The organism is Zoogloea sp. GW822-FHT05C07 (assembly GCF_058800215.1).
Genome location: NZ_CM179510.1, coordinates 1,557,435 through 1,571,262 on the forward strand (window position 1 = coordinate 1,557,435; position 13,828 = coordinate 1,571,262).

At 66.2% G+C, this 13,828-nt stretch carries 9 protein-coding genes; 6 read left to right on the top strand and 3 right to left on the bottom strand.

All coding sequences use genetic code 11. The features are described 5' to 3' along the window. Positions 1 to 59 precede the first annotated feature (59 nt). From AC3QL2_RS07430 to acs, 3 genes are all read right to left on the bottom strand, one after another. Entirely contained in the window at positions 60 to 2,813 is a 2,754-nt protein-coding gene (locus tag AC3QL2_RS07430; RefSeq protein ID WP_493235298.1) for an ATP-binding protein, read from the bottom strand. A 52-nt stretch (positions 2,814 to 2,865) separates the two neighbouring features. Beyond that, positions 2,866 to 3,057 carry a hypothetical protein gene (locus AC3QL2_RS07435; RefSeq protein WP_493235299.1) on the bottom strand — a complete coding sequence of 64 codons (192 nt, stop codon included), beginning with the start codon at positions 3,055 to 3,057 and terminating at the stop codon, positions 2,866 to 2,868. Positions 3,058 to 3,401: 344 nt separating this feature from the next. After that, positions 3,402 to 5,360 carry an acetate--CoA ligase gene (acs, locus tag AC3QL2_RS07440; protein WP_493235300.1) on the bottom strand — a complete coding sequence of 653 codons (1,959 nt, stop codon included), beginning with the start codon at positions 5,358 to 5,360 and terminating at the stop codon, positions 3,402 to 3,404. A 424-nt stretch (positions 5,361 to 5,784) separates the two neighbouring features. Between acs and AC3QL2_RS07445 the strand changes: the two genes are divergently transcribed. The 6 genes from AC3QL2_RS07445 to AC3QL2_RS07470 are packed head-to-tail and all read left to right on the top strand — an operon-like array spanning position 5,785 to position 13,793. Continuing rightward, complete coding sequence (locus AC3QL2_RS07445) at positions 5,785 to 7,494, top strand: type II secretion system protein GspD (protein WP_493235301.1); 1,710 nt, start codon at positions 5,785 to 5,787, stop codon at positions 7,492 to 7,494. A gap of 10 nt (positions 7,495 to 7,504) precedes the next feature. Further along, the gene (locus AC3QL2_RS07450) at positions 7,505 to 9,214 is read left to right on the top strand and encodes a GspE/PulE family protein (protein ID WP_493235302.1); all 1,710 of its coding nucleotides are present in this window, start codon (positions 7,505 to 7,507) and stop codon (positions 9,212 to 9,214) included. Next, complete coding sequence (locus AC3QL2_RS07455; protein ID WP_493235303.1) at positions 9,211 to 10,416, top strand: type II secretion system F family protein; 1,206 nt, start codon at positions 9,211 to 9,213, stop codon at positions 10,414 to 10,416. The genes AC3QL2_RS07450 and AC3QL2_RS07455 overlap by 4 nt, the downstream gene beginning before the upstream one ends. Before the next feature lie 2 nt (positions 10,417 to 10,418). Continuing rightward, on the top strand, positions 10,419 to 11,924 hold the full coding sequence (locus tag AC3QL2_RS07460; protein ID WP_493235304.1) for a hypothetical protein: 1,506 nt from the start codon (positions 10,419 to 10,421) through the stop codon (positions 11,922 to 11,924). Next, entirely contained in the window at positions 11,921 to 12,523 is a 603-nt protein-coding gene (locus AC3QL2_RS07465; protein ID WP_493235305.1) for a hypothetical protein, read from the top strand. Before AC3QL2_RS07460 ends, AC3QL2_RS07465 begins: the two co-directional genes overlap by 4 nt. Positions 12,524 to 12,578: 55 nt before the next feature. Continuing rightward, a complete protein-coding gene (locus AC3QL2_RS07470; RefSeq protein WP_493235306.1) occupies positions 12,579 to 13,793 on the top strand; it encodes a glycosyltransferase in 1,215 nt (404 codons plus the stop codon). Positions 13,794 to 13,828: the final 35 nt, after the last annotated feature.

Genomic DNA, 13,828 nt, shown 5'->3' on the forward strand with positions numbered 1-13,828 from the left:
TCGTCATCCCGGACGGAAGCGCAGACGCGCTGCTCCGGCCAGACGCGAGAATTTATAGTTTATCTTGCCTCATCTTTCGTTTCTGTTGATTTGCCGCAAGGCAACACAAACGAGAAACACGCCCCCGCTCCCGCCGCGCTCTCCACCCACAGCCGGCCACCGTAATGTTCGACGATCTCACGGCTGATCGGCAGACCAAGACCAGTGCCCTGGGGTTTGTCGGTCATCCCGTCGCCGCCCTGGCGGAACTTCTCGAAGACGATGGATTGCTCGGCGATGCTCAGACCCGGCCCATTGTCGCGCACATCGACCCGCAGGCCCGCCCCCGTTTCGAGCAGTACGACCGCCACCCTCCCTTTGCCCCGCGCCACGAACTTCACCGCGTTGGACAGCAGGTTGAGCACGACCTGCACGAGACGATCCCGGTCCGCCAGCAGGAGCGGCACCTGGGCGGGCAACTGTACGTCGAGTTCGACCTTCTTGTCCTTGAACAGCTGGCTGGTGGCCGCCACGGCCTGCTCGACGACTTCGGCCAGATTGACCTCCATGTTGTGCCATTCGGCATGGCCCGACTCCAGCTTGGCCATGTCGAGGACTTCGTTCACCAGGCGGGTCAGGCGCTCCGCCTCGCTGACGATGATGCCCAGGAAGCGACTGCGGTCGGCCACGCCGATCTCCGGATCCTCGAGCAGCATCTCGGAAAAGGCCCGGATCGAGGTCAGCGGCGTGCGCAACTCGTGGGTCACCGACGACATGAAGTCGTCCTTCAGGCGGTCTAGCTCCTTGAGGCGCTCGTTGGCGGCACTCAATCCGCGGGTGGCCGCCTCGAGCTCCTGCGACTTCTGCTCCAGGCGATGGGAGTAGGCCCGTACCTGGGATGCTTCGTCGAGGATGTCCAGCACCTCATCGATCCCCAGGGGCTCCTCCTGCACGACCGACGCCACCATGACCCGAGCCGATGCGCTGCCAATGGCCCCCGCCAGCGTGGTTTCGGCAAAGTGCACCAGCCCCGCATCGGCCTGCAGCGCCTCCACACCCGCCACGCCACGGCTCTGCGCATACTCCGCAAAGACCTTGTAGGCCCGTTCCCGCCCGATGAAACGACCGATCAGCGGCAGCAGGTCGCCCATCCGGGCGCTACCGCGCCAGAAGGCATCGCCGGCGGGCCGCGTCTGCTTGAAGACATCGACGAACAGCGTGGCCTGCCCAGCCTCCACCGCATTCGGAAGCCGCCACAGGGAGACCCCGACATAGGCACCGATATTCGCGAGCAGGCTCCAGTACAGGCTGTGGGCGATCGGATCGATGCCCTGCAAGCCGAACAGTTCCTGCGGGCGCAGGCTCTCGATGCCGAACAGTCCGGTGTGCAGGAAATCGGCCGGCAGCCAGCCCGATTTGGCAAAGGACGGCAGCAGCAGCGTGTACAGCCACACCGCGAAACCGCAGGACAGCCCCGCCAGCGCCCCGTCCCGGGTCGCCCCGCGCCAGTACATGCCGCCCAGCATCGGCGGCGCGAACTGGGCCACCGCGGCAAAGCTGATCAGGCCGATGCTGACCAGCGCATGGGCCTCGCCGGCAAAGCGGAAATACAGGTAGCCAAGCAGCAGGATCAGCACGATCGCCAGGCGCCGGATGCCCAGCAGAAAGCCGGACAGATCCTCCTCGCCGTGCATCGCCAGCCAGCGGTAGCGCAGCAAGAAGGGCATCACCAGGTCGTTGCAGACCATCGTCGACAAGGCGATGGTTTCGACGATCACCATGCCGGTCGCCGCCGACAGGCCACCGATGAAGACCAGCAGCGCCAGCCAGCCGTCGCCGAAGGACATCGGCAGGGTCAGCACGAAGGTGTCGGCATCGACATCCTGCCCCGCAAAATGCATCAATCCGCCCAAGGCGATGGGCAACACGAAGATGTTGATCAGCAGCAGGTACAGCGGAAACTGCCAGATGGCCCGGCGCAGGTGGTTCTCGTTGACGTTCTCCACCACCCCCACCTGAAACTGCCGCGGCAGGAACATCAGCGCCAGCATGGACAGCAGCGTCATCGCAAACCAGTTGCCGTAGCTGTTGCCGCCGGCCTCCAGCACCATCAGCCGCCGCAGCTCGGGACGTTCGGCTGCACGGGAGAACAGATCCCCGAAACCGTCGAACACCCCGAAGGTGACGTAGGCCCCGACGGCCAGGAAGATCAGCAGCTTGACCAGGGACTCGAAGGCCACAGCGGCCACCATCCCCTCGTGACGCTCGGTGGCGTCCAGGTGACGGGTGCCGAAGAGGATCGTGAAGGCGGCCATGATCAGCGCAATGTACAGCGTCGTGTCGGTCAGCCACGGCAGGTTGGCCACCTTCGCCGGCATGACGATCGCCGGATACTGGATGAGGATCGCAAAGCTGGTCGACACCGCCTTCAACTGCAGCGCGATGTAGGGAATCACACCGAGCACCGCGATGATCGTCACCAGCCCGCCGAGCAGCGGGCTCTTGCCGTAGCGGGACGCGACGAAGTCCGCGATGGACGTGATCCGCAATGTCTTGCTGATCCGCACCATCTTCAGCATCACGAACCACCACAGTCCGACGACCAGCGTCGGCCCGAGGAAGATCGGCACGAAGCCGAGCCCCGACGAGGCGGCCCGCCCGACGCTGCCGTAATAGGTCCAGGTCGTGCAGTACACCGCCAGGGACAAGGCGTAGATGGACGGATTGGCGATGATCGAGCGCCCTGCGTCGGCGCGCTTGTCGCCCGCGTAGGCCACCGCGAACAGCAGCAGCAGGTACAGGAAGGAGACGACGACAACGATGGTGCCGGTCATGGCGCATTCCCTGTGGTGGACGAGCGCGGCGCGTTCATCGACGCACGACCGCCTAGCGCTCGATGATCCAGGCCATCAGCGCGATGAGCACGGCCCAGACCCCGAACACGTAGAGGTAAAGCACGGGAATGCCCGCCACACTGGCCTGCACATCGAAAATGGCCAGCACCGGGTAATTCACCACCACGCAGCCGAACAGGAATAGCGCCACCAGGCGCTGCCCGGTCAACGTCGCCTTGATCATCTTCCCTCCCCGATGCCGCTGTTGTGTTTGTGGTTGTTTTATAAACCGAAACACCAGGCTTGGCGAGCGTTTCGGGCCACCTCGGCAGCGGACGCAAGCGCGCCGGCAGATGCCCGCACAGCCCCTTGCGCACGGAAACGCTGGACGAAAAAAAGGCGCGATGAACGCGCCTTTTTCTCCCCCTCAACCCCCGGTCGAACAGCACCGGGTTCCTCCCCTGTTTTTCCTCGACCAGTCCGCGGTCTCTATGTATTTAGTTTTGTGGCAGCCCGTGGGCCACCTGCTGCGGACTGCCCGGCCTCTCGGCCGGGGATGTCGCGCCCGGCAATTTGCCGGGCCTGAAATTACTTGAGTTGCTCGAGGATCGCCGGGTTTTCCAGCGTCGAGGTGTCCTGGGTGATTTCCTCGCCCTTGGCCAGCTGACGGAGCAGACGGCGCATGATCTTGCCGGAGCGGGTCTTCGGCAGGTTCTCACCGAAGCGGATGTCCTTCGGCTTGGCGATCGGGCCGATTTCCTGGCCAACCCAGTTCTGCAGCTCCTTGACCACCTTGGCGGCTTCGTCGCCGGTCGGGCGGGCACCCTTGAGCACAACGAAGGCCACGATGGCTTCGCCGGTCAGATCGTCCGGACGGCCGACCACCGCAGCTTCGGCAACCTTTTCGTGGGCCACCAGGGCGGATTCGATTTCCATCGTGCCCATGCGGTGACCGGAGACGTTCAGCACGTCGTCGATACGGCCGGTGATGGTGAAGTAGCCGGTATCCTTGTCACGGATCGCACCGTCGCCCGCCAGGTACAGCTTGCCCTGGAAGTCGGCCGGGTAGTAGGACTTCACGAAACGGTCCGGATCGCCCCAGATGGTGCGGATCATGGACGGCCACGGACGCTTGACGACCAGGATGCCGCCCTGGCCCCAGGGCACTTCGGTACCGGTCTCGTCGACCACCGCGGCCTGGATGCCCGGGAAGGGCAGAGTGCAGGAACCGGGGATCAGCGGGGTGGCGCCGGGCAGCGGGGTGATCATGTGACCACCGGTTTCGGTCTGCCAGAAGGTATCGACGATCGGGCAGCGGCTACCGCCGACGTTCTCGTAGTACCACTCCCAGGCGGCGGGGTTGATCGGCTCGCCAACGGAACCCAGGAGGCGCAGGCTGGACAGGTCGTAGTTCTTGGGATGCACGGCCGGGGTGTTGTCCGCAGCCTTGATCAGGGAGCGGATGGCGGTCGGCGCGGTGTAGAAGATGTTGACCTTGTGGTCCTGGATCATCTTCCAGAAGCGGCCGGCGTCCGGATAGGTGGGCACGCCTTCGAAGACGACTTCGGTCGCGCCGCAGGCCAGCGGGCCGTAGGTGATGTAGGTGTGGCCGGTGACCCAGCCGATATCCGCCGTGCACCAGAAGACATCATCAGGCTTGATGTCGAAGGTGTACTTCATGGTCAGGATGGCGTGCAGCAGGTAGCCGCCGGTGGAGTGCTGGACGCCCTTCGGCTTGCCGGTGGAGCCGGAGGTGTAGAGCAGGAACAGCGGGTGTTCGGCTTCGACCCATTCCGGTTCGCAAACGTCGGACTGCTGGGCGAGCAGGTCATCGGCCCAGATGTCGCGACCGGCGACCATGGCGGTTTCGCCGCCGGTTCGCTTCACGACGAGAACGCTCTTGATGGTCGGGCAGCCGCTGGCCAGCGCTTCGTCGGCGATGGACTTGAGCGGGAGGGCCTTGCCACCGCGGTTCTGGCCGTCGGAGGTGATCAGCAGCACGGCGCCAGCATCGTTGATGCGGTCGGCCAGCGACTGGGCGGAGAAGCCGCCGAAGACGATGGAGTGGGTGGCGCCGATACGGGCACAAGCCTGCATCGCGACAACGCCCTCGATGGACATCGGCAGGTAGATGACGACGCGGTCACCCTTCTTGACGCCCTGGCTCTTCAGCGCATTGGCGAACTTGCTGACGCGGCCCAGCAGGTCGGAGTAGGTGACCTTGGTGATGTCGCCCTTGTCGCCTTCGAAAATCAGCGCGACCTTGTCGCCGAGACCGTTCTTGACCTGGCGGTCCAGGCAGTTGTAGGAGACGTTCAGCTTGCCATCGGCAAACCACTTGAAGAACGGAGCCTGGCTCTCGTCGAGAACCTGGGTGAAGGGAGTCTGCCAGTCGATCAGCTCCTTGGCGCGCTTGCCCCAGAAACCCTCGTAGTCCTGCTCGGCCTCGGCGCACAGCGCCTTGTACGCTTCCATGCCCGACACGGCAGCGTTCTTGACCACCTCTTCGGACGGATAGTAGAACTTCTGGGTGGTTTCGCTCGTCATTTTTTCACCTCTCCTCGTGTTATTGAGTGTGCAACTTAGCTTGCGATAAAACCTTGGCTGGGTGGGGAGCAAGACCTTTGGGGCGCGCCTGCTTCTAGTGGCTTTTTCTGGCGGGCCGATCCTTGTTCCGGGCGCCATTAGAAGTTATCAATCTTACACATGACTTACACCCGGAACTGCCCGCCCGACGGGGTTGGGCGCCTCCGATACATGCCCATTTCCAACGAAATACTTTTGTCATAAACTCGGATGACATAACCCTACTGCCATCCCTGTCATGCAGCCTCGTTCCAGCCCGCTCCTGGTGTTCGCCCTGCTCCTCGCAGCCTGCACCTCCGTGCCACCGGCGCTGGACACGGGCACGCACCTTGGCAGTGCAAGCATCACGGCACCTCCCCCCAGAACGGCACCACCACGGGAGACGATGCCGCCCACGCAGCCGCCGCGACAGGGGCCACTGGCAACGTATTCGATCGTCGTCACCAACGTGCGCGTGCAGGACCTGCTGTTCGCCCTCGCCCGGGACGCCCGCATCAACATCGACATCCACCCAGGATTGAGCGGCACGGTCACCCTCAACGCCATCGACCAGACCCTGCCGCAACTCCTGGCCCGCATCGCCAAACAGGTGGACATGCGGTTCGAACTCGACGACCAGACCCTGCTGGTGATGCCCGACACCCCTTACCTGCATCACTACCGCCTCGACTACGTCAACCTCAGCCGTACGGTATCCGGCACGGTGTCCACCAACACCCAGATCGCCACCAGCGCCACCGGCATATCCCAGGCCGGCGGCGGCGCGGCGGCCGGCGCGGTCCCCGTCAGCGGCGGCAACATCTCCACAACGCGCATCGAGAACACTTCCCGCAACCAGTTCTGGGAGTCGGTCGAAAAGAACATCCGCGACCTCCTGCACGAGACCGACAAGATTCTGCCGCAAGGTTCGAGCGACACGCTGATCGAGAGCACCGAAACGAGCAGTTCCAGCGGCGGCTCATCGATCCCAACCGCCAGCACGGCCGGCAACCGCAACCGGACCCCCCAGCAGGCGTCGTCACGCAACAACGCCCGCAGCGGCAACGCCATCGTGCCCGCCGCCACGCAGAACAGCAGCACAACCCTGGTCCATAAATCCACCTTCCGCGAGGCCGCCTCGGTGGTTGCCCACCGGGAAAGCGGCGTCCTCAGCGTGCGGGCCACCGGACGCCAGCACGAGAAGGTCCGCGAGTTCATCGACCAGGTGACGGCCGCCGCACGCCGGCAGGTCCTGATCGAGGCCACCATCCTCGAAGTGAGCCTGTCGGACACCTTCCGGCAGGGCATCGAATGGAGCCGGGTGCTGGCCAGCGGCACCCGCTTCGGCCTCACCGGCCCCAGCCTGGGCAGCGGCGCCGGCAATGCGGTGACGCCCTTCAGCGCCACTTTCGCGAGTGCCGGCGGCGTCGACGCGACGGTCAAGCTCCTCGAAGGCTTCGGGACCGTCAAGGTGCTGTCCAGCCCCAAGTTGTCGGTGCTGAACAACCAGACCGCGGCGCTGAAGGTCGTCGAGGAATACGTCTATTTCAACGTCAAGGCCGACACCATGCAGACGGCCAACGCCGGCGCGCTGACCACCGTCAGCACGACGCCCCAGGCGGTCTCCGTGGGCCTCGTGATGACGGTCACGGCCCAGGTCGGCGAAACCGGCGAGGTCATCCTCAACGTAAGGCCGACCATTTCCAGCATCTCCGACTTCCGCCGCGACCCGAACCCCAACATCCCGGCTGGCATCGCCAACCTGGTCCCGCAGATCCGCACCCGGGAGATCGAGTCCGTCCTGCGCATCGCCAATGGCGAAACGGCCATTCTTGGCGGCCTGATGGAGGACCGCATCGACTACAAGACCGGCCGGGTCCCGCTGGCCAGCGGCGTTCCGCTGCTGGGCGAGTTGTTCACCAACCGCGACAACGGCATCCAGAAAACCGAACTGGTGATCTTCCTGCGCCCCATCGTGCTGCACGGCGGTATGACGCTGGCCGATACCACCCACCTGCGGCGCCTGCTCCCCGGTGAGAGCTTCTTCAGGGAGTCCCCCCACCCCGGCGAGCGCAACTTTCCCGCCGCACCGGCCGACACGCCGGCCCAACCGTGAGCATTCCGTCATGAAAATGGACGCTGTCCCGCGCCCCATCGGTGCCACGTTCCTGCAGCTCGGCCTGATCAGCAAGGATCAGCTCGACATCGCGCTGCACGAGCAGCGCCGTGGCGGCGGCCTGCTCGGCCAGCAGCTGGTGCGCCTCGGCTTCCTGTCCGAGGCGGTGCTGCGCGACGCGCTGGCCCATGCGCTCGAACAGACCAGTGTGGACCTGGGCACGCAGATCCCGGACGGCGAGGCCCTGGCCCTGATCCCCCTTGAGCTGGCCAGCCGCCTCAAGCTGATCCCCCTCAGCTACGACTCGGCCCGTCACCACCTGATTATCGCCACCGGCAACAGCCACGACATCGACGCCAGCGACCAGCTGCTCGGCATCCTCCCGGCCGGCACCCACATCGAGACGCGCCTCGCCGGCGAATCGGAAGTGGCCCGCGCCATCGACCAGTTCTACGGCCACACCCTGTCCATCGACGGCATCCTGCACGAGATCGAAACCGGTACCCGGGACGGCGGCAGCCGGGGCACGCCGCGGGGGGAATACGCGCAGCCGGTGGTCCGGCTGATCGACTCCCTGCTGGCCGACGCCGTCAAACGCGGCGCCTCGGACATCCATTTCGAACCCGAAGCCGGCTTCCTGCGCATCCGCTACCGCCTGGACGGCCTGCTGCGGCAGATCCGCGTGCTGCACAAGTCCCACTGGCCGGCGATGACCGTCCGCCTGAAGGTGATGGCGGGTCTCAACATCGCCGAGATCCGCGCGCCCCAGGACGGGCGCATTTCCCTGCAGGTCAGCGGACGGCCGGTGGATTTCCGGGTCGCCACCCAGCCGACGATTCACGGCGAGAACATCGTGCTGCGGGTACTCGACCGCCACAAGGGCATCGTCAGCCTGGGCGAACTGGGCCTCGCTCCCGCCACGTTCGAGCACCTGAAACAGATGATATCGCGCCCCGAGGGGCTCATCCTCGTTACCGGGCCGACGGGGAGCGGCAAGACGACCACGCTGTACTCGATCCTCAATCACCTCAACACCGAGCACGTCAACATCATGACGCTCGAGGATCCGGTCGAGTACCCGCTGGCGATGATCCGCCAGACCGCCGTTGCCGACGCCGCTCGGCTCGACTTCGCCAATGGCGTGCGCTCGATGCTGCGTCAGGATCCGGACGTGATCCTGGTCGGCGAGATCCGCGACACCGACACCGCCCGCATGGCCCTGCAGGCGGCGATGACCGGCCACCAGGTCTATTCGACGCTGCACACCAACTCGGCCATCGGCGCGATCCCGCGCCTGCTGGACATCGGCATCCAGCCGGACATCCTGGCCGGCAACCTGATCGGCATCGTCGCCCAGCGGCTGGTGCGGGGCCTGTGCCCGGCGTGCCGCGAAGCCTATCCGGCCAGCGCCCACGAACTGCAGCTGCTCGGCCTCGGCGCCAGCCAGCCACAAGCGCTCCTGTACCGCGCCACGGGTTGCGCCCGATGTGACTTCCAGGGCTATCGCGGGCGGCTGGCGATCATCGAACTGCTGCGCCTGAACACCAGCCTGGACGAGCTGATCGCCCGTCGCGCCTCCGCCCGCGAAATCCTCCACGTGGCGCGGGAGCACGGCTTCGCCAGCCTCGCCGAGGACGGTGCCCGCCGGGTCCTCGAAGGCAGCACGACGCTCGATGAACTGGCCCGGGTGATCGACCTGAGCGACTACGCGCGGCAATGACCGATTTTGCCTACCGGGCCATGGACGCCAACGGCCGCCGGGTGCGCGGGCGCCTGCAAGCCATCGACCTCGCCGACCTCGAACTACGCCTGCGCCGGCTCGATCTCGACCTGCTGCATGGCCAGCCCGTCACGGCCTCACCCTGGGCCCGCTGGCAACGCCCCGTCTCCCGGCGGGAGCTGATCAAGCTGTGCTTTCACCTGGAGCAGTTCCTGCGCGCCGGCGTGCCGATCATCGAGAGCCTGTGCGACCTGCGCGACGCGATCCACCATCCGCCCTTCAGGCAGGTCATCGCCGACACCGTCCAGGGCATCGAAGGCGGCCTCACCCTGTCCGAAGCGCTGGCGCGCCACCCGCGGGTCTTCGATCCGGTGTTCTGCAACCTGATCCGCGCCGGCGAACTGTCAGGCCGCCTGCCGGAAATCCTCTGCACCCTCTCCGACGCCCTCAAGCGCGAGGACGAACTCGCCTCCCATTCGCGCCGCCTTGCGATTTATCCCGCCATCGTCATCACCGTCATCCTCGCCGCGCTCGGCGTTGCGCTGCTCCACGTGGTACCCGAACTCGCCCGCCTGTTCCACAGCACCGGCCGGCCGCTGCCCTGGCAGACCCGCCAGCTGATCGTCCTGTCCGGACTACTGGCCGATCACGGCTGGCTGCTCGCCGCAACCGTGTTCACCAGCGCCTTCGGCGCCCGTCTGGCGCTGCTCGGCCACGCCGGGCTGCGCCTGCGCTTCGATGCCGCCCTGCTCCGCCTGCCCATCATCGGTGCAATCCTCACCAAGATCATCCTGGCCCGCTTCACCGGTCTGTTTGCGATGATGTACGCCTCCGGCATCACGATCATCGACGCCCTGAAAACAGCCGAAGACGTGGTCGGCAACAGCGCGCTGCAGCGCGGCCTGCAGCAGGTCGGGCAAGCTATCCAGGACGGCCGGCAGGTCTCCGAGGCCTTCCTCGCCGTCGACCTGTTTCCCCCACTGGTCACCCGCATGCTGCGGGTTGGCGAAAGCACCGGCGCGCTCGACACCGCCCTCGCCAATGTCAGCTATTTCTACGATCGGGACGTCCGCGAGGCGATCGAACGCCTGCAGGCCAGTATCGAGCCGGTGCTGACGCTGATCCTCGGGACGCTCCTGCTGGGCGTGATGAGCGCAATCCTGATGCCGGTGTACGACATCATCACCCACATGCCGCTCTGACCATGGGCCGCCACGTCTTCCTCTACCTCGCGCCGGACGGCCTGCACAGCTACAGCAGGGACAAGCGCAGCCGCACGACCGTGCTCAGGGAACATTTCGCCCCCGAGCCGGCCGGCCAACAGGCCTTCGCCCAGTGGCTGGCGGGGCTGGCGCGCCACACCACCTTCACGATCCTGATCGACCTGCCCGACGAGCGCTTCCGGATCGAGCCCCTTCCCCACGTCCGCGGCCCCGACCGCAAACACGTGCGGGAACGCAGACAGGCGCAGGTCTTTCCCGACACCCCGTTCATCACGCACCAGTACCTGGAGCGGGAGCGCTCAGGGCGGCAGGACGAGCGCGTCCTGCTCATGGCCTTGACGCGGCCGGCGGCCATCAGCCCCTGGCTCGATGCCATCGACGCGGCGGGACACGCTGTCAGACGACTGCTGCCTGTCTCGACACTGTCGGCTGTGCCGGCGCAACGACTCCCCCTTCCCGCCGGCCCGGCTCTCGTCGCACTGCAAACGCCGGCCGGACTACGGGTTTCGTGCATCGACGGCCCACGGCTGCTGTTCAGCCGCCTGTCGCCTGGTCCATCGACGGGGCCCGACACGTCCGCCGCAGCGGAGTTATCCCGCGTCCACCAATACCTGCTCGGCCAGCGGACGCTGGCACACGGCTCGCCCTGCCCGTCCTTCATCATCGGTGAAGCGGCCGAGGCACCACCGCCAGCCCCGGCATCCGGCGAAAACGACGGCCTGAAGATCACCCACATCGATATCCGCCAACTCGCCCGTCAGAGCGGAATCCACCTCTCGCAGGGCGATCACGACAGCCTTCCGCTCCTCCTGTCCGTGGCCGCCAAACCGCTCCGCCGCCTGCCACGCTGCGGTCCGGCCAGCACCTTCCGTCGCTACCGCCTGCGCAGCATCGGCAACGCCGTCCTCGGCCTGGGCGTCGCATGCCTGTGCGCGGGCCTCACAATCGCGCTCTTCGAGTTCGGCGAGATTGAAGAAGCCCAGCTCCGCAGCCTGCAGAACGTCACCCGGCAGCAGCGAACGGCCGCAGAACTCGCCCTGCGGCAGGCCGCGCTAAAGGACCAGCCGCAACCACCGGACAGCCTTCAGGCGCTCGTCGAACACCTTTCCACGCGGCAGCCGACCGCCGGCCCCGAGCCCGCCCTGCAGTCGCTGACCCGCGCCCTCGCACCACTGCCGGCATTCGACATCCAGCGCATCGACTGGAGCGCCAGCCCCGCGGCAGGTACGCCATCCCCGACCGACAGCAACGTCCAGACATTGCGCGTCGAATTCAGCCTTCCCGACGGCGCGGCGCATCTGCACGACAGGGCCGCCCTCAGCACGCACATTCCCGCCGCCTTGCACGGAATGCCAGGCGCCCAGGTCGTCATCGAACGCCTGCCCGCCGAGCTGGATCCCAGCCTTACCCTGCGCGCCACCGAACTGCATGCGGCGCGCGAAGCCGCCGTGCTCGGCATCCGTGTCCAGTTCCCCATGCAACCATGAAGCGTCGTTCCAGCAGGACTCATCCCCTCGCCCGCCCTCTGCTGATCGCCGCAGCCCTGGCCATCGCCGGCGCCACGGCAGCCGGCCTGAGCCACTACCAACTCGGCGAAGCACAGCAGGCCGAGCGCGACGCATACACGCAACTCAGGCAGGTCGAAGCCACGCTCCAGCAAGCCGAAGCGGCCCTGCAGCGCACTCGCGCCACCCTCTCGGCGTGGCAGCAATTGCAGGCCGGCGGCTTGTCGAATGCGCCCGCCCGTGCGGTCTGGATCGAAGCCCTGGAGCGCATGCGTGCCGATCCCGGCCTGCATGTCAGCGAGCTGGATTTCGGCCTCGAACCCGAACGCCCGGTCACCTCACCCGCACAGCCCGAAAGGCTGGCGGGGCTGCGGGAAACAGCACTGCATGTCACCGCCCGGGTGGCCCACGAAGGGCATTTCCTCAGCCTGCTCTCCCGCGTGCAACAGATCGGGCTCAATACCCTGCAGCACTGCAGCCTCAAGCGCGCAACGGATGAAAGCCATGACGGCGCGCCACCGCCGCCGGGCCTTCTCATGCGTTGCGACTTGACCGTCCTGCATATCGACATGCCACCATGAAGCCGCCTGCCGGATGCGTGCTAAGCTGCAATCAACTTATCGCAGGCCGCCAGTCATGGGCATAAGACCACGAATCCTGTTTGTCTCCGAAGCGGTTTCCCTTGCACACGTCGCGCGCCTGAGCGTGCTGGCCAGCACGCTCGATGCAGAATCCTTCGACATCCATTTCGCAAGCAGCGGGCAATTCGACTTCTGCCAGCGGGAACGCACGTGGACCCGGCACACGCTGGAGAGCATTTCCCCGGCCCTGTTTCTTGGGCGGCTGGCCTCCGGCAAACCCGTCTATTCGACCGATGAATGGCGGACGTATGTGCGCAACGACCTGGCCCTGCTCGAAGCCGTGAAACCCGACGTGGTGATCGGCGACTTCCGCCTGTCCCTCGGCATCTCCGCGCGCAAGCTGGACATCCGCTACCTGGCTGTCTGCAACGCACACTGGAGCCCCTACCGGCAGCCCCGTCCGATGCCCGCGCCGGACCTGCCGATATCTGCGTTCGCCAGCCACCGCATCATCGATCCGCTGTTCAATGCCATCTGGCCTCTTGCGTCGAAGTTCCATATCCGCGCGGCCAACACGGTGCGCAAGGAATATGGTCTGCCCGCCTACGCCACTATCGGCGACTTGTATTGCGATGCCGATATCACGCTCTACGCGGACAGCCCGACGCTGATCCCGACCCCCGGTGCGCCCGCCAGCCATCGTTACATCGGCCCCATCGTGTGGTCTCCGGCACTCGATGTACCCGACTGGTGGAAAGACCTTCCCCAGGAACCGCGCCCGGTGTACATCACCTTCGGCTCCACCGGCAAAGTGGACCTGCTGCCCACCATCGTCGCCGCCTGCCAGGCGGAGAACGCCTGCGCCGTCGTGGCGACAGCGGCGCGCGGCAACTTTCCCGCCACGCCGCCAGCGGTGTACGCGGTCCCCTTCCTGCCCGGCGACCTCGCCGCCCGCGCATCCAGGCTGGTCATCGGCAACGGCGGCAGCGCCACGATCCACCAGGCCTTGTCGGAAGGGCGGCCCGTGCTCGGCATCTGCTCCAACCTCGATCAGGTGCTGACGATGGAAACCGTCGCCGAGGCGGGCGCCGGCGAATTCATGCGCGCCAGCGAAGCGTCCCCCCAGCGCCTGCAGCAAGCCCTGCACCGGATCCTCAATACCCCCGCCTATGCAGCACGTGCCCAAGCCTTGCAGGCGGACTTCCAGATCCACCACCCGCGCACGCTGTTTCCCGCCGCTTTGACGGCGGCGCTCGCAGCATCGGCCTGAACCTACCCATCCTGCCCTGTACCATCCGGACTTGT